Source organism: Tardiphaga sp., assembly GCF_044336785.1.
In the GTDB taxonomy this organism is placed as follows: Bacteria; Pseudomonadota; Alphaproteobacteria; order Rhizobiales; family Xanthobacteraceae; genus Tardiphaga.
Genome location: NZ_JBIIOT010000058.1, coordinates 1 through 20,330 on the forward strand (window position 1 = coordinate 1; position 20,330 = coordinate 20,330).

16 protein-coding genes are annotated in these 20,330 nt (G+C 62.6%); 8 read left to right on the forward strand and 8 right to left on the reverse strand.

All coding sequences use genetic code 11. The annotated features are described in order from the left end of the window. Positions 1 to 230 precede the first annotated feature (230 nt). Positions 231 to 2,195 (reverse strand): ABCB family ABC transporter ATP-binding protein/permease, encoded by a 1,965-nt coding sequence (locus ACIQ2A_RS16705; RefSeq protein ID WP_398481184.1) that lies wholly within the window; start codon positions 2,193 to 2,195, stop codon positions 231 to 233. A 205-nt stretch (positions 2,196 to 2,400) separates the two neighbouring features. Between ACIQ2A_RS16705 and ACIQ2A_RS16710 the strand changes: the two genes are divergently transcribed. Further along, complete coding sequence (locus ACIQ2A_RS16710) at positions 2,401 to 3,006, forward strand: TIGR00730 family Rossman fold protein (protein ID WP_398481186.1); 606 nt, start codon at positions 2,401 to 2,403, stop codon at positions 3,004 to 3,006. A gap of 106 nt (positions 3,007 to 3,112) precedes the next feature. On the opposite strand, the gene ACIQ2A_RS16715 is transcribed toward ACIQ2A_RS16710, so the two are convergent. Both ACIQ2A_RS16715 and cysS read right to left on the reverse strand, forming a co-directional pair. Next, complete coding sequence (locus ACIQ2A_RS16715) at positions 3,113 to 3,607, reverse strand: GNAT family N-acetyltransferase (protein WP_398481188.1); 495 nt, start codon at positions 3,605 to 3,607, stop codon at positions 3,113 to 3,115. A gap of 115 nt (positions 3,608 to 3,722) precedes the next feature. Then, positions 3,723 to 5,117 (reverse strand): cysteine--tRNA ligase, encoded by a 1,395-nt coding sequence (gene cysS / locus ACIQ2A_RS16720; protein WP_398481190.1) that lies wholly within the window; start codon positions 5,115 to 5,117, stop codon positions 3,723 to 3,725. 3 nt (positions 5,118 to 5,120) lie between these two features. Here cysS and ACIQ2A_RS16725 point away from each other — a divergent pair, with 3 nt between their 5' ends. From ACIQ2A_RS16725 to ACIQ2A_RS16745, 5 genes are all read left to right on the forward strand, one after another. Beyond that, entirely contained in the window at positions 5,121 to 5,369 is a 249-nt protein-coding gene (locus ACIQ2A_RS16725; protein ID WP_398481192.1) for a hypothetical protein, read from the forward strand. 61 nt (positions 5,370 to 5,430) lie between these two features. Next, on the forward strand, positions 5,431 to 5,736 hold the full coding sequence (locus ACIQ2A_RS16730; protein ID WP_398481194.1) for a hypothetical protein: 306 nt from the start codon (positions 5,431 to 5,433) through the stop codon (positions 5,734 to 5,736). Between the two features lie 211 nt (positions 5,737 to 5,947). Continuing rightward, positions 5,948 to 7,123 (forward strand): DUF2865 domain-containing protein, encoded by a 1,176-nt coding sequence (locus ACIQ2A_RS16735; protein WP_398481196.1) that lies wholly within the window; start codon positions 5,948 to 5,950, stop codon positions 7,121 to 7,123. Between the two features lie 152 nt (positions 7,124 to 7,275). After that, complete coding sequence (locus ACIQ2A_RS16740) at positions 7,276 to 8,469, forward strand: CaiB/BaiF CoA transferase family protein (protein WP_398481198.1); 1,194 nt, start codon at positions 7,276 to 7,278, stop codon at positions 8,467 to 8,469. A 121-nt stretch (positions 8,470 to 8,590) separates the two neighbouring features. Continuing rightward, complete coding sequence (locus ACIQ2A_RS16745; protein WP_398481200.1) at positions 8,591 to 10,645, forward strand: DUF1217 domain-containing protein; 2,055 nt, start codon at positions 8,591 to 8,593, stop codon at positions 10,643 to 10,645. Positions 10,646 to 10,651: 6 nt separating this feature from the next. Here ACIQ2A_RS16745 and ACIQ2A_RS16750 read toward each other — a convergent pair whose 3' ends face one another. From ACIQ2A_RS16750 to ACIQ2A_RS16765, 4 genes are all read right to left on the reverse strand, one after another. Then, complete coding sequence (locus ACIQ2A_RS16750) at positions 10,652 to 11,032, reverse strand: VOC family protein (RefSeq protein ID WP_398481203.1); 381 nt, start codon at positions 11,030 to 11,032, stop codon at positions 10,652 to 10,654. Between the two features lie 123 nt (positions 11,033 to 11,155). Next, the gene (locus tag ACIQ2A_RS16755) at positions 11,156 to 12,910 is read right to left on the reverse strand and encodes an NAD+ synthase (protein ID WP_398481205.1); all 1,755 of its coding nucleotides are present in this window, start codon (positions 12,908 to 12,910) and stop codon (positions 11,156 to 11,158) included. A 192-nt stretch (positions 12,911 to 13,102) separates the two neighbouring features. Further along, positions 13,103 to 13,456 carry a diacylglycerol kinase gene (locus ACIQ2A_RS16760; protein ID WP_398481207.1) on the reverse strand — a complete coding sequence of 118 codons (354 nt, stop codon included), beginning with the start codon at positions 13,454 to 13,456 and terminating at the stop codon, positions 13,103 to 13,105. 30 nt (positions 13,457 to 13,486) lie between these two features. Beyond that, the gene (locus ACIQ2A_RS16765) at positions 13,487 to 14,875 is read right to left on the reverse strand and encodes a class II 3-deoxy-7-phosphoheptulonate synthase (protein ID WP_398481209.1); all 1,389 of its coding nucleotides are present in this window, start codon (positions 14,873 to 14,875) and stop codon (positions 13,487 to 13,489) included. Between the two features lie 175 nt (positions 14,876 to 15,050). Here ACIQ2A_RS16765 and ACIQ2A_RS16770 point away from each other — a divergent pair, with 175 nt between their 5' ends. Further along, positions 15,051 to 15,941, forward strand: coding sequence for an alpha/beta fold hydrolase (locus tag ACIQ2A_RS16770; protein WP_398481211.1), 891 nt, complete (start codon positions 15,051 to 15,053; stop codon positions 15,939 to 15,941). 410 nt (positions 15,942 to 16,351) lie between these two features. Continuing rightward, complete coding sequence (locus ACIQ2A_RS16775; RefSeq protein WP_398481214.1) at positions 16,352 to 18,718, forward strand: TonB-dependent receptor; 2,367 nt, start codon at positions 16,352 to 16,354, stop codon at positions 18,716 to 18,718. Positions 18,719 to 18,845: 127 nt separating this feature from the next. Here ACIQ2A_RS16775 and gor read toward each other — a convergent pair whose 3' ends face one another. Next, positions 18,846 to 20,240: a glutathione-disulfide reductase gene (gor, locus tag ACIQ2A_RS16780; RefSeq protein WP_398481216.1), complete on the reverse strand. Its 1,395-nt coding sequence runs from the start codon at positions 20,238 to 20,240 to the stop codon at positions 18,846 to 18,848. Between the last annotated feature and the right edge of the window lie 90 nt (positions 20,241 to 20,330).

Sequence of the window (20,330 nt, forward strand, 5' to 3'; positions counted from 1 at the left end):
CGCCGCGTCGGTCTTTCGTCCCCTCTCCCCTTTGGGGAGAGGGTGGCGCGCGCGAAGCGCTGCGCCGGGAGAGGGGCCGTCTACTCCTAAATACTCGTTGTCACAGAGGCCCGTGCACAAGCCATCGGCTTCATCCCGTGGGGCGCCCCCTCTCCCGTCTCGCCCGCTCACGCGGTCGATCCACCCTCTCCCCCACGCAGCTGCGCTGCGCGGTGGCGAGGGGACAAGCACTACTCCGCCGCGTCAGGCCTTACGACCGGCTCTTCGCCGCCCTCTTCGACCAGCGGTGGCCGCCGATTCGGCGCGCTGGTGCCATCCTCGCCGATCTGGGCCAGCTTCTCGCGCGCCGCTTCCGCTTCGCGCTGCCTGTTCCACATGCTGGCATAGAGCCCGCCGGCGACCAGCAGCTGCGCGTGCGTGCCGCGCTCGGCGATGCGGCCCTGCTCCAGCACGATGATCTCGTCCGCACCCACGATGGTGGAGAGCCGATGCGCGATCACCAGCGAGGTGCGGCCCTTGGAGACCTTTTCCAGCGCGTCCTGGATCTCCTGCTCGGTGTGACTGTCGAGCGCCGACGTCGCTTCGTCCAGCAACAGGATCGGCGGCGCCTTCAGCACCGTGCGCGCGATCGCCACGCGCTGCTTCTCGCCGCCGGAGAGCTTCAGGCCGCGCTCGCCGACTTCGGTTTCGTAGCCCCTCGGCGCCATGCGGATGAACGGATCGATCTGTGCCATCCGGGCCGCCTCTTCCACTTCCTCATCGGAAGCATCCCAGCGGCCGTAGCGGATATTGTAACGGATGGTGTCGTTGAACAGCACGGTGTCCTGCGGCACCATGCCGATGGAGGCACGCAGCGACGATTGCGTGACGTCGCGGATATCCTGCCCGTCAATGGTGATGCGACCGCCCGAAACATCGTAAAGCCGATACAGCAAGCGCGAGATCGTGGATTTGCCAGCGCCCGACGGCCCGACCACCGCGACCGTCTTGCCGGCCGGCACTTCAAAACTCAGCCCTTTCAGGATCGGTCGTTCGGGATCATACGAGAATCGCACGTCGTCGAAACGGATCGCGCCGTCGCTCACCGCCAGCGGCAGAACGCCCGGACGATCCTTCACCTCGGCATCGCGGTTCAATACGCCGAACAGTTTTTCGATATCGATGATCGCCTGCTTGATCTCGCGATACATCATGCCGACGAGATTGAGCGGCTGATACAGCTGGATCATCATGGCATTGACCATGACGAAATCACCGACCGTATGCGTACCGCTGCGGATGCCGGTGACGCACAGCATCATGGTCAGCGTCAGGCCAATGGTGAAGATCACCGCCTGCCCGGCATTCAACACTGCCAGCGACGTATAGGTTTTAACGCTGGCGCGTTCGAACCGCGCAACGCTGCGATCATAGCGCTCGGCCTCGCGGGCCTCGGCGCTGAAATATTTCACCGTCTCGTAATTCAGCAGCGAGTCGATTGCCTTGGTATTGGCGTCGCTATCGGACTCGTTCATCTTGCGGCGGATCTCGATCCGCCATTCGGTCGCGATATAGGTGAACCAGCAATAGAGGATCACGGTCAGCGCCACCACGGCGGCATAGCGCCAGTCGAATTGCCAGACCAGCACCGCCATGACCAGCGCCAGTTCGACCACGGTGGGGATCGCCTGCAGGATCACCATGCGGACGATGACCTCGATGCCCTCGCGCCCGCGCTCGAGCACGCGCGTGAGCCCGCCGGTCTTGCGCTCCAGATGGAAGCGCAGCGACAGCTCGTGCATATGCACGAAAGTGAGATAAGCGAGCTTGCGCACCGCATGCATGGCAACGCTGGCAAAGATGCCGTCGCGCCATTGCGTGAATACCGCCATCAGCACGCGCACGAGTCCGTAACTCGCCGTCATCGCGATCGGCGATGCAATCGCCCACAGCATCCAGTTCGATGGCGCGATGGGCGCCGAGCCGGTACCGCTCAGCGCATCCGTCGCCCATTTGAAGGTAAAGGGTACGATCAGGGTCGCGACTTTTGCGATCAGCAACAGCACCATCGACCAGGCGACGCGGGCCTTCAGGTCGGCGCGATCGCTCGGCCAGATATACGGCCACAGATGCGTGAGCGTGCCAAAGAGCGTTGCACGCTCCAGCGCGTGCAGCGGAACCTTGTTCTCATGTGTCTTGGAATGGGTGTCAGTCATCAATCGCGCCCGGCAGCAAACAAGCAGCGGCGCCGGGCCGCGCAGGAAACGTCTTTCGCATCACGCTCATATAGGAGCTTTGACGGGTTGTCGCACCCTTCCGGGGAAACATTTCACTGTCCGGAAGCTGTCCCCGGCATGAATTTCCCGCCATGCGATCAACCGCGTCTTGACCGTGTCACGAGGCGATGCCACATGCCAAATCATGAGCACTCTTAAAACAATCTGCGTCTATTGCGGCTCCGGCCCCGGCACCAATCCCCAATTCATCGAATCGGCAGTCGGCCTCGGCAAGGCCATGGCCGAGAACGGTATCGGGCTGGTCTATGGCGGCGGCTCCATCGGTTTGATGGGTGCAGTTGCGAAGTCGGTTCTGGACCATGGCGGCCATGTCACCGGCATCATCCCGGAATTCCTGACCAAGCGCGAAAACGCCCTGGTCGGCGCGCAAGAGCTGATCGTCACCCACGACATGCATGAGCGCAAACGGTTGATGTTCGAGCGCTCCGACGCCTTCGTCGCGCTACCTGGCGGCATCGGCACGCTGGAGGAGCTGGTCGAACAGCTCACCTGGCAGCAGCTTGGCCGGCACTCGAAGCCGATCCTGATGGCGAATATCGATGGGTTCTGGGAGCCATTGCTGACGCTGCTCACGCATATGCGCACGACAGCTTTCATTCGCCCGACACTGCCGCTGGACGTGCTGACCGCCGATCGCACCGAGGACATCCTGCCCCGCCTGCGTTCTGCGGCTGCGAAAGCGCCAAGCGAGGGCAAGAAGCTCGCGCCGGATGTCGCGACAAGGCTGTGACGTAGGATGGGTTGAGCGAAGGCGCGCAGCGCCGGAGCGATAACCCATCATTCCGTCGTTGCCGCAGACTCCGCCGATGGGTTTTCGCGAAGACGCTCAACCCATCCTACGAATTCGCAGCCAGCGCCTTCTTCATCGTCGTGTTCGCCAGCCACTCGTCATGCAGCGGCACGCTGTTGCGCTGGGTCGCGATGTAGCCGCGCTTCATGAAGAATTCGAGCGCGGTATCGCTGGCATCCACCGTGAGCCCTGTCGCGCCGCGGGCGCCGGCAAGTTTCTCCAGCGCATCGACCAGCGTCGAGGCGACGCCCTGCAGCACCGCATTCGGATGCACGTAGAGCAGATCGATGTGATCCGCGCCTTTCAGTGACGCAAATCCAACCGGAATGCTATCGAGCGTCGCGATCAAAGTGAGCTGCGAGCCGAGGCGCTTGCCGAATGTTGCCTCGTCATCACCCGCCTGTGCCCAGGCTTCCTGCTGCGCCTCGCTGTAATCGTCGCCGGTGAGATCGGCGATGGACGCCACATAGATCGCCGCCGCGATGGCTGTGTCCTCGGGGAGGAACGGACGCAGGCCCGGTTTTGCTTTCGAACTCGCCATCACTCTTACCAGTAGCCCACCAGTTTCAGTGCCAGCGCGATCGCGCCGATGATCAGCGCCCATTTGATGGCGATGTAATATTTCCAGTGTTTTGGAAACGGCGTGTCAGGACGGCTCATCGCGCGATCTCCCAAGTGGTGCCTTCCTTGGAATCCTTGATCACGACGCCCATCGCGGCGAGCTCATCGCGGAGGCGGTCGGATTCCTTGAAGTCTTTTCGTGCACGGGCAGCTGTGCGTTCGGCGATCAATCCATCGACCTTCGCGGCATCGACACCGCTCGCCTGCTGCTTGCGATTTTTCCAGTCGGCTGCACTCTCGGACAGGAAGCCAAGTACGCGCAGCGATGCCGCAAATGTTGCCCGATCGGACTCGTTTCCAGCGGCTGCGCTGTTGCGCAGGCCGTGCAAGGCAGCAACGAGTTGCGGCGTGTTCAGATCGTCGAACAGCGTTTCACTGACTTTATCGGAAATCGCGCCGCGGGCCGTATCAGCCGCGACCCAGTACCAGTCGTCGAGCGTCCTGGCGCTCTCCTCAAGTCCCTTCACCGTCCAATCGACCGGCGAACGGTAATGCGTCTTGAGCATATTCAGGCGCAGCACTTCGCCCGGCCAATCATCGAGCAGCTCGCGAATGGTGAAGAAGTTGCCGAGGCTCTTCGACATCTTCTCGCCTTCGACCTGCAGGAAGCCGTTATGCATCCAGTAATTCGCCATCGCATGCGTGCCGTGGGCGCAGCGCGATTGCGCGATCTCGTTTTCATGATGCGGGAAGATCAGGTCGAGACCGCCGCCGTGAATGTCGAAGGTCGTGCCGAGATAGGCCGCCGACATCGCCGAGCATTCGATGTGCCAGCCCGGGCGTCCCCTGCCCCATGGCGACTCCCAGCCGGGTTCTTCCGGGGAGGACTCCTTCCACAGCACGAAATCGGTCGGATGCTTCTTGTGCGCATCGACGGCCACGCGTGCGCCGGCCTGCTGGTCCTCGAGCTTGCGGCCGGACAGCGCGCCGTAGTCCGGCATCGACTGCGTGTCGAACAGCACCTCGCCTTCGGCTTCATAGGCATGGCCGCGCGCGATCAATTCCTTGATCAGCGTCACCATGTCGGTCTTGCCGTCTGACCGCGGCAGCACGAATTCAGTCGCGCGCGGCTGCACGGTCGGCGGCAGGCAGCCAAGCGCTTTCACGTCCGCCTGGAATTGATCGGCGGTCTTCTCGGTGACCTTGCGGATCGCCTCGTTGAGCGGCAGGCCGGGATAATCGCGCAGCGCGCGGTCGTTGATCTTGTCATCGACGTCGGTGATGTTGCGCACATAGGTGACGTGACTGTCGCCATAGATGTGCCGCAGCAGGCGGAACAGCACGTCGAATACGATCACGGGCCGCGCATTGCCGATATGGGCGAAATCATAGACCGTGGGGCCGCAGACATACATCCGGACATTGCTGGCATCGATCGGCGTAAAGACCCGTTTTTCGCGGGTCAGGGTGTCGTAGAGGCGCAGTTCCATGGGATGTCCGTCGGCTGGGCGGCCGGGCGTCCGGTGATCTCGAGTGAGAAAAAGACGGCCTCAGCCAGCGAATCGCTAGCGCATAATCTCGCGGCAAATCGTACAAATGGCGAGGAAACCGTTCATGCCGGCACCATGCGGCAGCACGATTTCACCGTCAAGCGCCGCAAGTCTGCCGCAAGCCCCCGCTGGGAGAACGCAACCACGGCACATTTCGGCCGTAATCGCTGCGTACCGGGCCGCCATGGTTAAGCATCGTTAACCATTGAGGTTTATCGAGGTGGAACCCGGTTCCTCATTTGCTTGGTGGGTCATGAAAATCATTATCGCTGCTCTCACCGCCGTTTTCGCGGTCGCTTCCTCGGCCGCGTGGGCCGATTCCCGTGTCTTCATCATCGCCAACCAGCCGGATGGCTATGGCATCGACCAGTGCCTCGCCAAAAGCGAGAAGTGCGGCGCGTCGGCGGCGCTATCCTATTGCAAGTCGCGGGAATTCAAGCAGGCGGTAGCCTATCGCCGGGTCGATCCCGATGAAGTGACCGGCTCGATTTCGTCCAGCGGCGGCGCCTGCAAGTCCGGCAAGTGCGACGAATTTGTCGCCATCACCTGCAATCGCTGAGACGGTTCTCGCAGCGTCAGCCCCGGTTCGGTGCGGCATCACGGCGGCTGGCTTGCGGCAACACGGAGGCACCGGAATCGGCGTGACCGCGCCCCCGGAAGCGGCTATGAGACGCTTTCATCGCCGCAATTTCATCGCGTGCATATGGCAATGACGGCTCGGGCGCGCGGTCTGATCGCGCACCCGCCCGTTCCTCGTTCATCGGCCGGATATGTCTGTACCTGTGACTGCCACTTTTTCGCGTTGGACCTTCGGGGCCCTCGCCTGCGCCGCGCTGATCGGCGTCTCTGCATTCCATGGCGAAGCACGCGCGCAAGGTTATCCCGCGCAGGTCTATCCGCCGAGCCAGGCGCAGCAGCAGCAATCGGCCAATCCGATGTGCGGCCGGCTCGAAGCGCAGCTCGCCACCATCGATCGCGGCAACGGCCTCGATCCCGCGCGCGCCGAACAGATCCGGCGCTTTGAAGAAGCGGTCAGCAAGCAGCAGAACGAACTCGATCGCGTGTCGCAGCAGGCCAAACGCATGGGCTGCGACTCGTCCGGCTTCTTCTCGCTGTTCTCCGGCCAGTCGGCGCAATGCGGACCGGTGAACAACCAGATCCAGCAGATGCGCGGCAACCTGGATCAGATGACCACCAATCTCGAGCGCCTGCGCGTCGGCACGCCGGGCTCGTCGGATCGCGACAGCCAGCGCCGCTCGGTGCTGATGGCATTGGCGCAGAACCAGTGCGGCCCGCAATATGCGGCCGCCGCGCGCCAGCAGCAGAATTCCGGCCCCGGCGGATTTCTCAGCAATCTGTTCGGCAACAACGAATCCAGCCCCGGCGACATCCCGCCCGGCGGCGACATGATGTCGAGCGTGCCGCAGGGCACCTATCGCACCGTCTGCGTGCGCACCTGCGACGGCTTCTACTTCCCGATCTCGTTTACCACCGTCCCCGGACGCTTCGCCGATGACGAGCGCGCCTGCAAGGCACAGTGCCCGGCGACCGACGCCAATCTCTACACCTATCGCAATCCCGGCGAGGACATGAATGCGGCGGTGTCGATCGCCGGCCAGCCTTATTCGTCGTCACCGAACGCGTTCAAGTATCGCACCGAGTTCAATCCATCCTGCTCGTGCAAGGCACAGGGCCAGACCTGGGCCGACGCGCTGAAAACCATCGATGACAGCGCTGCCGCGCAGAATGGCGACATCATCGTCACCGAAGAACGCGCCAAGCGGATGTCGCAGCCACAGCAGCAGAAGGGCACGCCCGCCGCGCTGAAGAAGAACGCAGCGCCGGAAGCAGCGCCCGCACCGGCGCAGCCACCAGCTGCGCAGGGCACGCCCGGGCAGATCAGGCAGGTGGGACCGCAGTTCCTGCCGAACAATACGAAGCAGTAAGTCGCGCATCACTGCGCGGCACTCCGTTTGTCGTCGCCCGCGAATGCGGGTGCGTCCGTCCACCGGGGCGTCTCGACTTCATTACAAACATCAGTGTTTACTGGATCGCCCGGTCGCGCCGGGCGAAAACAAGATCGTCGGGAGACACCAAGGTGAGCGGACCACTCGCAGGCATTCGCGTCGTCGAATTCGGCACACTGATCGCGGCACCTTTTGCAGCAAGGCTGTTTGCGGAATTCGGTGCCGAGGTCATCAAGATCGAACAGCCGGGGTCAGGCGATCCGTTGCGCACCTGGCGCAAGCTGCACGAAGGCACCTCCGTCTGGTGGTATCTGCAGTCGCGCAACAAGAAGTCGATCGCGCTCGATCTCAAATCGCCCGAAGGCCTGGCCATTGCGCGTGACCTCGCGGCATCCGCCGATGTGGTCATCGAGAATTTCAAGCCGGGCGGCATGGAGAAGCTCGGGCTCGGCTGGGATGTGCTCTCGAAGCTCAATCCCAATCTCACGCTGGTGCGGATTTCCGGCTTCGGCCAGACCGGCCCCTATCGCGACAAGTCCGGCTTCGGCGCCATCGGCGAAGCCATGGGCGGGTTGCGCTACACCACCGGCAGCCCCGATGCGCCCCCTGCCCGCGTCGGCGTCTCCATCGGCGACAGCCTCGCATCACTGCATGGCGTGATGGGCGCGCTGATGTCGCTGCTGCGTGTGAAAACCGGACAAGGCGGCGGCCAGATCGTCGATGTCTCGCTCTATGAGAGCGTGTTCAACATGATGGAAAGCACGGTGCCGGAATATGCGCTGGACGGCCAGATCCGCACGCGCAGCGGCGGCTCGCTGCCGGGCATCACGCCATCGAACACCTATGAGACGGCGGACGGCCAATATGCCGTCATCGCCGGCAACAGCAATGCGATCTTCAAGCGTTTGATGAATGTGATCGGCCGGCCGGATCTCGCCGACGATCCCAGCCTCGCCCATAATGATGGGCGCGTGCCGCAGACCGCGATGATCGATCAGGCGATCTCCGATTGGACCGGCAAGCTCGGCATGGACGATGTGCTCGCCGCGCTGGAAGCTGCCGACGTGCCGTCGGGCCGCATCTATTCGGTCGCCGATATTGTCAGCGATCCGCATTTCATCGCCCGCGACATGATCCTGCCGGCGACATTGCCGGGCGGCGCCGAGGTGAAGATGCCGGGCATCTCGCCGAAATTGTCGGAGACGCCGGGCGAAGTGAAATGGCAGGGACCGGCGCTGGGTGCGCATACGGATGAGGTGCTGGCGGGGATCGGACGCAGCAGCGATGACATCGCGCGGCTTCGCGAAGCGGGTGTCGTGGAGTGACCACGTCACGACGCGGTCCGTTCGCCCTGCGGACTACGCATCGCTAAAATTGCGCCGGAACCGCGCAAGCTTCGGATAACCTCCTGCCGGTATCATCGGATGAATCCGAAAGGCTGGTCCGATGGTCTCCACCTATCTGAACTACAATCTGGTGTCGCGCGACCTGCAGAAATCGATGCAGAAGATTTCGCAGCAGGCCGATGTGAGCAAGGACTCCGCCTACTACAAGGAGAACATCGGCAATGTGACAAGCGTCGATGATCTCCTGAATGATTTCCGCCTCTATAGCTACGCGACCAAGGCCTATGGCCTCGAAGACATGGCCTACGCAAAAGCCTTTCTGCGCAAGGTACTGGAAAGCGACCTCTCCGACGCCAACAGCTTTGCCAACAAGCTGAGCGACAAACGCTATCGCGACTTCGCTGCCGCCTTCGCGTTCGGCACCACCAGCACCGACACCAAGGCCGCCCAATCCGCTAACCAGACCGACGACATGATCGGCCTCTATACGGCGGTGGCCAAAAGCGGCGTCGAGGCGCTCGATGCCAACAAGAGCTACTACAATCTCACCATCGGCAAGGTCACCAATGTCAACGGCCTGCTCGCTGACGAGAAGCTGCGCGACTATGTTTTCTCGGCCTACGGGATCGACAAGGCTCTCTGGTCTCACGACACGATCAGCAAGGTGCTGGGCAGCGACCCCGCGGATCCGAACAGCTATGTCAATTCCGTCTGGGTCTCGCAGAAGGCCGACATCAACGCCAATGTCAGCAAGGCGCAGGCAGCGATGCTGGACGCGGCCGCCAAGATCGACGCCTATACGGCGCAGCTGAAACAGCCGGGCGCCGACATGGCGGATCTCCGCCGCAAGATCGAGCTGGAACGCGCGCGCGGGTCGATGAACGAGATCAGCGTCGTCAGCTACCGCAAGGCGCTCGAGACCATCGACAGCTATGTCGCGCTGGCCGGCGCCTTTGAATTCTCGGCAGATGGCACATTGCCCGCCGGCACCCCGGCGCAGACCGCGGCCCAGTTGACCACCACCCACTCCAAATATGTCAACAGCCAGGGCGCCGTCTATCTCGCCGCAGACGAGACCTATTCGGCCTCGCTGATCCGGCAATATCGCTCCGGCCTCGCCAATGTGAAGACAATCGACAACTTCCTGAAGACGCCGAATGTGTACAATTTCGCGCTGAAATCATTTGGTATCGATCCCGAAACGGTCTCGCCGACCACCATCAAGAACGTGCTGATGAGCGATCTGGACGATCCCCGCAGCTACGCGAACAAGCTGAAGGACGATCGCTTCGTCCAGCTCGCCAGCGCCTTCAATTTCGACAGCAGCGGCAACATCACGACCCCAGTGGTGGCGCAGGATGCAACTGAAGTGACGCAGGTGATGAAGGACTACATCATCAGCAAGACGCGCTTCACCAAAGGCAAGGAGCAGGAAGCGCTGCGCGAAACTGCCGACAAGGACGCGGTCTATTATCAGAACACGATCGCCAATATCGAGAGCGTGAAAGACCTGCTGGCCGATCGCAAGCTACTCGACATCGCGCTGACTGCCAGGGGCCTCGACCCAACCGAGGTGACCACCGCCGACCTGCGCCAGATGTTCGAGTCCGATCTCAACGATCCTAAGAGCTTCGTCAACACGCAGACCGATCCGCGCTTCGCGGAACTCGTCGCCTCATTCAATTTCGACGATGACGGCGAGATGGCGCGGCTGCCGAAATTCGGACCGCAGACCCGCGACCAGTTCATGGAGACCCAGCGCCGCTATCTGCAGCAGACGCTGGAAACGCAGCAGGGCGAAACCAATCCGGGTGTGCGGCTTGCGCTCTATTTCGAGCGCAAGGCACAGACCATCACCTCGGCCTATGATCTTCTGGCCGACAAGGCGCTGGCGGAAGTCTTCCGCACCACCTTCAACCTGCCCGATGAAGTCGGCGCGATGGATATCGACCAGCAGGCCAAGGTGGTGGAGAGGCATCTCGACCTGACCGATCTCGCCGATCCCGCCAAGCTCGCCAAACTGCTGAACCGGTTCTCGGCGCTATATGACATCAAGAACGGCACCAGCATCGCGTCGTCCCCGATCGTGACGCTGTATCAGGGTGGCGGATTGCTGAGCGATACGACCTTTGCCGCGATGGCGCGCGGCGCGTAGCAGCGGTTAGTCGTTGTCCATCAATCGGGATGGCCAGCCAATCCGGACCAGCAGGCCATCGGGGCCGTTGATCCCGACCTCATACATGCCCCATTCGCGGTGACGCAAAATGCCGCCGGGACGGATGATCAGATCATCCACGCGTGCAGCGATGGCATCGACATCGGGCGTGCGGATGAACACGCCGAACGGGTTGGCATCGGGCACGCGCCAAGGGCCGTCACCGGCCTGGGTCACATGCACTTCGCACTGCCAGCCGGTCATGATGACGTAATCGCCCTCTCCGCCGGTGCGTGCGAAGCCGAGCCGCTCCCAGAATGCGATGGCAGCTTTCAGGTCGTTGCTCGGCACGATGGCAAAGGCGCCAGTGGTGACCGTATGGGACATCGGCCCTCTCGCTTTGTCATCACCCGCGCAAGCGGGCGATCCAGTCAACACGAACCTGCGGTTCGATCATCAACGCCGGTGTTTACTGGATCGCCCGGTCGAGCCGGGCGATCCAGCGGAGTATCACGGCTCGAACGCTTCGCTGGTGCCCTTGCCCGGCCGCGTCACCAGATCCTCATCCGGCTTCGGCAGCGGCTGCGCCAGATCGCGAAAACGGTTGGTGATGGGATAGCGGCGATCCCGGCCGAAATTCTTGCGCGTCACCTTCACGCCGGGGGCTGCCTGGCGGCGCTTGTATTCGGCAATGTTGAGCAGGCGATCGATGCGCGTCACCACGTCCTTCTCGAAACCATCGGCGACGATCTCCGACAAAGGCTGCTCGCGCTCGACGAGGCGTTCGAGGATCGCATCGAGAATGTCGTAAGGCGGCAGCGAGTCCTGGTCGGTCTGGTTTTCGCGCAGCTCCGCGGTGGGCGGACGGATGATGATGTTGTTCGGGATCACCTCACCGTCCGGCCCCATGGCGCCTTCGGGCTTCCAGGAATTGCGCAGCGTCGAGATCCGGAACACCTGGGTCTTGTAGAGATCCTTGATCGGATTGAAGCCGCCATTCATGTCGCCATAGAGCGTGGCGTAGCCCACCGACATTTCCGACTTGTTGCCGGTGGTGACGACCATGGCGCCGGTCTTGTTGGAGACGGCCATCAGCAGCGTGCCGCGGGTGCGCGCCTGCAGGTTCTCTTCGGTGATATCGCGCTCAAGGCCCTTGAAGGTGTCGGCCAGAATGTTTTCGAAGCCGTTCACGGCCTCCGCGATGGGGAGGATCTCGTAGCGGAAGCCGAGCGCTTTCGCGAGCTTGTCGGCATCATCGAGCGAGACCTGCGCGGTGTAGCGGAATGGCAGCATGATGCCACGCACGCGATCGGCGCCGAGCGCATCCACCGCAATGGCGGCGCAGAGTGCGCTATCGATGCCGCCGGAAATGCCCATCAGCACGCCGGGGAAACCGTTCTTGTTCACATAGTCGCGCAAGCCGAGCACGCAGGCGGCGTAGTCGCCCTCGTCGCCTTCCGGCAGCTTTGCGATCGGCCCGTTGCAGCGCCACGCGCCATCCGTCTTCTCGAACGTGATGGTGGTGATGTTTTCCACGAAAGACGGCAGCTGCACGCCGAGCGAGCGATCGCCGTTGAGCACAAAACTCGCACCGTCGAAGACGAGTTCATCCTGGCCGCCGACCTGATTGAGATAAACCAGGGGCAGATGGCTCTCGGTGACGCGGGCGACCTGCACGTTGAGGCGCAGATCGTTCTTGCCGCGGGCATAGGGCGAGCCATTCGGCACGATGAGGATTTCGGCGCCGGTCTCGGCGAGCGTCTCGACCACATCCTCGTAGTCGGCCGACTCTTCCATCCAGGTATCTTCGCAGATCGGCACGCCGATGCGCAGGCCGCGGATGGTGACGGGCCCGGAGACCGAGCCACGTGAAAACACGCGCTTCTCGTCGAACACGCCGTAATTCGGCAGGTTGACCTTGAAGCGGATCGCCGCGATGCGGCCGCCATCGAGCAGCGCGCAGGCATTGTAGAGCTTGCCCCCCTCGACCCAGGGCGAGCCGACCAGCATCGCCGGGCCGCCATCGGCGGTTTCGCGGGCGAGCTCTTCGACGGCGGCGCGGCAGGTGGCCTGGAAGGCCGGCTTCAGCACGAGGTCTTCGGGCGGATAGCCGGCGATGAAGAGTTCGGGCAGCACGACGACATCGGCGCCGTCGGCGGCCGCCTGGGCGCGGGCTTTTCGCGCCTTCTCGGCATTGCCGGTGATGTCGCCGACGGTCGGATTGAGCTGGGCCAGCGTGATGGTGAAGCGGGTCGAATTTGTCATGGGGATATTGAAGCCTTTAGGCTAGAGCGTTGCAACCGCCTGAGATCGCAACGCACCTCCACTGTCATCGCCCGGCTTGACCGGGCGATCCAGTCAACACTGTCGGACGGATTAGAACCGAGACGTCATCGCATACGGGATCGCCCGCTTTCGCGGGCGATGACAGACGGAGTTTCGATGCTTCGGCTATGCTCAAAACAACCCCACCCGCTCGCCGAGCGCAAACAGCCACACCATCCCGGCGATCAGCAGCGCGATGGCGACTGCGGCCGAGCCTAGATCTTTCACACGACCAATCTGTGAATCATGCTCCATCGTGACCCGGTCGGCCAGTTTCTCGATGGCGGTGTTGAGGAGTTCGACGGTCAGGACGAGCATCACCACCGCGACCATCTCGATGCGGCGGGCCATGGTGCTGCCGATCAGGACAGCCAAAGGCAACGACAGCAAAAGCGCCACCACCTCCTCGCGAATGGCCCGCTCCGACGTGAAGCCGGAGCGAAGCCCATTCCAGGAGTTGATGGTTGCTCGCCAGAGCCGGTTCATCTAAAGGCCCGCCACCTAAAGGCCTGCCACTTACAGACCCGAAGCAACCGGGAGCGGCTGCTCCTTGCCCGTGCGGGAGGTCTTCAGCAGCTCCGCGATCAGGAATGCCATGTCGATGGACTGCTCGGCGTTCAGGCGGGGATCGCAGACCGTGTGATAGCGGTCGTTGAGGTCCTCGTCGGAGATCGCGCGGGCGCCGCCGGTGCATTCGGTGACGTTCTGGCCGGTCATTTCCAGATGCACGCCGCCGGCATGGGTGCCTTCGGCCGCATGAATCTGGAAGAACGACTTCACCTCGGACAGGATGCGGTCGAACGGGCGGGTCTTGTAGCCCGAATTCGACGTGATCGTGTTGCCATGCATCGGATCGCACGACCACACCACCTTGCGGCCTTCCTTCTGCACCGCGCGGATGAAGCCCGGCAGATGCTCGCCGACCTTCTCGTGACCGAAGCGGTTGATCAGCGTGAGACGGCCGGGCTCGTTGTCCGGGTTCAGGATATCGATCAGCTTCAAGAGCTCATCGGCCTTCAGCGACGGACCGCATTTGAGGCCGATCGGATTCTTGATGCCGCGGAAGTACTCGACATGGGCGTGATCGAGCTGGCGCGTGCGGTCGCCGATCCACAGCATGTGGCCGGAGGTCGCGTACCAGTCGCCCGTGGTCGAATCGACGCGGGTGAAGGCCTGCTCGTAGCCGAGCAGCAGCGCTTCGTGGCTGGTGTAGAAATCGGTCGAGCGCAGCTCCGGATGGCTCTCGAGATTGAGGCCGCAGGCGCGCATGAAGTTCAGCGCATCGGAGATACGGTCGGCCAGTTCCTTGTAGCGACGCGACTGTTGCGAATCCTTGAGGAAGCCGAGCATCCACTGATGCACGCTGCCGAGATTGGCGAAGCCGCCCGTCGCGAATGCGCGCAGCAGGTTCAGCGTCGCCGCCGACTGGCGATAGGCCATCAGCTGGCGCTGCGGATCCGGCACGCGGGATTCCGCCGTGAAGGCGATGTCGTTGATGATGTCGCCGCGATAGCTCGGCAGCTCCACGCCATCCGCCTTTTCCATCGGCGACGACCGCGGCTTGGCGAACTGGCCGGCGATGCGGCCGACCTTCACCACCGGCAGCGCGCCGGCATAAGTGAGGACGACCGACATCTGCAGGAACGCGCGGAAGAAGTCGCGAATGTTGTTCGCGCCATGCTCGGCGAAGGACTCGGCGCAATCGCCGCCCTGCAGGAGGAAAGCCTCGCCGTTGGCCACGCGGGCGAGCTGCTTCTTCAGGTTACGGGCCTCACCCGCAAAAACCAGCGGCGGAAACGTGGCGAGCTGCGCCTCGACGTCGCCTAGGGCCTTCGCATCCGGATATTCCGGCATCTGCATGACGGGCTTGCCCCGCCAGCTCTCGGGTGTCCACCGCTCGGACATGAAATTGTCTCCTGAAAACCGCGCCTTAGGTGGCGACGGAGGCCGCGTTATACATGGCCCATATGGGGATCGCCAGTTGGAAATCCAATCGCCCCGGTCCCGGCCATGCACGCCAAGCCCTTGCACCGGCAATCGAATTCGCATTTGCTGCAGGTGCTGACTGGGGAACTAAAGGATGAGACTGCCGGACGCGGCGCCTGACGACGCATTTTCCGATGACATCACGATCGTGGCGGGGGACGGGTTTGCGCTGGGGGCGACGCTCTATCTACCGCGCGGCGCCCGGACCCATGCGGTCCTGATCAATTCCGCCACTGCCGTGCCGCGGAAAATCTACAAGGGCTTCGCCGGCTATCTGGCGAGCCGTGGCTGTGCGGTGCTGACCTATGATTATCGCGGCACCGGCGATTCCCGCCCCAAGGGCACGACCTCGCTACGCGGCTTCCGGGCCTCCATGGCTGATTGGGCCGCGCTCGATGTGGTGGCCGCAGTGGACTGGATGCGCGAGCGCTACAAGCTGCCACTCGGCTATGTCGGCCATTCCTTCGGCGGCCAGGCGCTGGGCTTGATCCCGAACAATACGGAAGTCTCGCGCGCGCTGCTGGTGGCTGCGCAGGCCGGCACATGGCGGCTGATGACGCCGCCGGAGAACTACCGCATCTATGCGCTGATGAAATTCATCGGCCCCACGCTGGCGGAGATGATGGGCTATGCGCCGGGCAAGATCGGACTAGGCCTCGATCTGCCGAAGAACGTGTTTCTCGAATGGGCCAAATGGGTCACCAGCGACAACTATTTCTTCGACGACCGCAAACTGCGCGCGCTGGTGAACTTCCCCCGCTATCGCGGCGCGCTGCGGGCGTTGAGTTTTACGGACGATCCCTGGGCGACGCGCGCGGCGGTGGACATGCTTTGCGCGGGTTTTACATCCATCAAGCCGGATATCGATAGCATCCGTCCCATCGAAGCGGGCTCGGAGAAGATCGGACATTTCGGATTTTTCAGGCCCGAGCATCGCGACACGCTGTGGCGCGGCGCAGCGGAATGGCTGCAAATGGATGATTGAGGCGCTTGCGCCCGCTCCGCCCTCATGGTGAGGAGCGCGCTTTTGCGCGCGTCTCGAACCATGCGCCGCAAGGCTCCGCGCGTGCGGCCATCCTTCGAGACGTGCGCTGCGCGCACTCCTCAGGATGAGGGACAGAGGAGTGCGCGACTGTCGAAAACCGCCACCGTGTTTCTCCTGATGTTAGAATATCTCAAAGCATTTCCGCGCCGCACGGGACGCTGCGACGATTGGGCCGATTGAAAACCAGCTGTTTTTCAGGGCATTTTCATTTCGCGGGCGCGTGCATTTTCCGTAATCCGCACATCGCGTTTTATTCCCCTGCCCAAAAGCAAATTAAGTTGTGCTGCGTCAGAACGCCGCCTCCCCCATGAGCGAACGACATCAATCGTGCGCAACGTGGGGAGCGACGCATGCACCAGGATCCTTCAACACCATCATTGGCCCGGCTGTTCGCACGCGCGACATTGCTATCCGCGAGCACGCTCGCGCTGACGCTGCTGGCCGCACCGCATGCACAAGCACAAAACGCTGCTGCGCAACGCCAGGGCGCCTCGCCATTGCCGCCGGTGACCGTGGATGCACCGAATACCGTGCGCCGCTCTCGCCGCACTGCTGCGACACAGCGCGCCACGCCAGCCGCACGCCGTCGCACCGCCGCCGCACGGCAGGCCGAGGCGCCCGCCAAGCCGGTGCCGGCTTTCAACCAGCCGCATGATGTCCGCACCGGCACCGTCGGTATCTACGCCAATTCGACGTCCACCGCGACCAAGACCAACACACCACTGCTGAACATCCCGCAGTCGATCAGCGTGCTGACCAAGGACTACATCCAGGACCAGAATTTCCAGGGCATGACCGACGTGACGCGCTATGTGCCCGGCGTCGCCATCCATCAGGGCGAAGGCAATCGCGACGAGCTGGTGATCCGCGGCGTCGATTCCAGTGCCAATTTCTTCGTCAACGGCTTTCGCGATGACGTGCAGTACTTTCGCGATCTCTACAACACGCAGAGCATCGAAGTGCTGAAGGGGCCGAGCGCACTGATCTTCGGCCGCGGCGCCGGTGGCGGCCTTGTCAATCGCACGCTGAAAGAAGCCGATGGCCAGCGCGTCTATCAGACCACGCTGCAGTCAGGCTCCTATGGCGATCGCCGCTTCACGCTGGATGCCGGCCAGGCCGTCAACCCCGACGTCGCCGTGCGCCTGAACGCGATGTATGAAGGCTCGGATACGTTCCGGCAATACGGCAAGCTGGAGCGCTATGGCCTCAATCCGAGCGTGGCCTTCACGCCGAATGATACCACCAAGATCAAGCTCGACTACGAGCTCTATCACGACGAGCGCACCGCCGATCGCGGTAATCCCTCGCAGGCGCTGAGCAATACCGCACCCTCATCGACACGCTTCAACCCGGCCCTGCCCTTCGCGCCCGGCGGCGACCTCACCGCATTCTACGGCGCACCCGGCCTGAACCAGTCCTATGTCGATCTCAATCGCGTGTCGGGCGTGATCGACCACGACTTCGAAAACGGGCTGACGGTGCGCAACGCCACCATGTATGCGAACTTCAAGCGCGGCTATCAGAACATCTATCCCGGCAATGGCACGCTGTCGGGGGCCGTGAATACGACGGATACGTCGTTCAACCGCGCGGCCTATAACAACACCACCGACCGCGAAAACATCTTCAACCAGACCGATTTCACCTACAAGACCTGGACCGGTCCGGTCTTCCACACCCTCGCTTTCGGCACAGAGTTTGGCCGCCAAAGCGGCCTCTCCTTCCGCAATACCGGCTTCTTCCCGAACGGCACGGGCGGCTTGAGCAACACCATCGCCGCCAATCCTTTCGACTCCGCCTATCTCGGCCCGGTCACGTTCCAGCACATCGCCACCGACGCCAACAGCAAGTATCGGCTCAACATCGCATCGGGCTATGTGCAGGACCAGATCGACATCACGCGCTGGCTGCAGATCATTGCGGGCGTCCGCTATGACAATTTCGATCTGCAGGCGACCGACCAGAACACCGGAATCACACGCAGCCGCACCGACGCAAAATTCTCGCCGCGCGCGGCGGTCATCGTGAAGCCGATCGATAACCTGTCGGTCTATGGCAGCTACAGCATCTCGTATCTGCCGGCGTCGGGCGACCAGTTCAGCGCGCTGTCATCGTCCACCGTGCTGCTCGATCCGCAGAAGTTCGACAACAAGGAAGTGGGCGTCAAGTATAACATCCTGCCGCGCCTGCAATACACTGCAGCCGTGTATCAGCTCGATCGCAGCAATGTGCCGCTGGCCAATCCGAATGGCGACGGCACCTTCTTCCTGTCCGGCAAGAACCGCATCCGCGGCTTCGAGACCACGTTGAACGGCTATGTCACCGACATCTGGCAATCAACGGTGGGCTATGCCTATACGGACGCACGGGTGACCAGCGATACATCGGCGACGATCCTTGCCGGCAATCGCGTGCAGCTGGTGCCGTACAATCAGTTCTCCTGGTGGAACAAGGTGCAGATCGATCCGATCTGGGCCGCCGCCGTCGGCATGATCTACTTCTCGAACTCGTATGCCTCGTCGGACGACAGCGTCCGCCTGCCCGGATTCGTCCGCTTCGATGCGGCGCTCTATGCGAAGATCAACCAGAACTGGAAGCTGCAGCTCAATATCGAAAACATCTTCAACAAGGGCTATTGGGCGTCGGCCGACGGCAACAACAACCTGTCGCCGGGCCAGCCGCGGACGTTCCGGATCAGTGCGATCGGGAATTTCTGAGCAACGCAGTCTCTCACTGTCATCACCCGCGAAAGCGGGTGATCCAGTAGACGCCGTACTGAGTGGTTAACATTGAGGCCTCAGTTTACTGGATCGCCCGATCAAGTCGGGCGATGACAATTGAGGCCTACTCCGCCGCCTCGCGCACATAGCGTGCGCTTGGCGTGCGCATGGTCACCAGCTCTTCGGCAGCACTCGGATGCACGGCCACCGTTGCGTCGAAATCAGCCTTGGTCGCCTTCAGCTTGATGCAGATGCCGAGGATCTGGATCAGTTCAGCCGCTTCCGGGCCCACGATGTGACAGCCGACCACCACATCGGTGGAGCCGTCGACGACCAGCTTCATCAGCACACGGCTGTCGCTGCCGGAGATCGTGGATTTGATGCCGCGGAAATCGGTCTTGTAGATATCGACATGGCTGAATTTCGCGCGGGCCTCGTCCTCGGTCAGGCCGACGGTGCCGACTTCCGGCTGGGTGAAGACGGCTGTCGGGATATTGCCGTGATCGACCTTCACGGTCTTGCCGCCGAAGACGGTGTCGGCAAAGGCATGGCCTTCGCGGATCGCCACCGGCGTGAGGTTCACGCGATTGGTGACGTCGCCCACCGCATAGATATGCGGGACATTGGTCTGCGAGAACTCGTTGACGATCACCGCGCCATCGCTGTGCTTGATGGCGACGCCGGCCTTCTCCAAGCCGAGACCATGCGTGTTGGCGTGACGGCCGATGGCGAACAGCACCTGATCCGCGGCAATGCTGGCGCCGCCGGACAGATGCGCGGTGAGTTCGTGGCGGTGCTTGTCGATCGCCTTGATGGTGCAGCCGGTGACGAGGGTGATGCCCTGCTTCTCCATCTCCTTACGGACATGGGCGCGGACGTCTTCGTCGAAGCCACGCAGGATGTTGTCACCGCGATAAACCACGGTGACTGCCGAGCCGAGGCCGGCAAAAATGCTGGCGAATTCCAGCGCGATATAGCCGCCGCCCTGAATCACGATGCGCTTGGGCTGCTCGGGCAGATGAAAGACTTCGTTCGACGAAATGACGTGCTCGATGCCGGGGATCGCGGGCCCGTGGCTGGGCGTGCCGCCGGTGGCGATCAGAATATGCTTGGCGCGAACCGTCTCGCCAGTGCTGAGTTTCAGCGTGTGCGGGTCCTCGAACACCGCGCGCGCTTTGATCGCCTTGGCGCCGGGCTTCTCCACATTGGTGGTGTAGATGCCTTCGAGCCGGGCGATTTCCTTGTCCTTGGCGGCGATGAAGGTCGGCCAGTCGAAGGTGGCTGATGGAATGGTCCAGCCGAAGCCGCGGGCGTCGTCGATCTCGCGGGCGACATGCGAGGCATAGACCATCAGCTTCTTCGGCACGCAGCCGCGGATCACGCAGGTGCCGCCGAAGCGATATTCCTCGGCGACCATGACGCTGGCGCCGTAGCCGGCAGCGATCCGCGCGGCGCGGACACCGCCCGAGCCACCACCAATGACGAACAGATCGACGTCGAAGTCAGACTTGCTGGACATGAATTACTCCGCCGCCACGAGATGATGTCAGCCGTCATTGCGAGGAGCGAAGCGACGAAGCAATCCAGCTCCTGGCTTTCTGAATTGCTT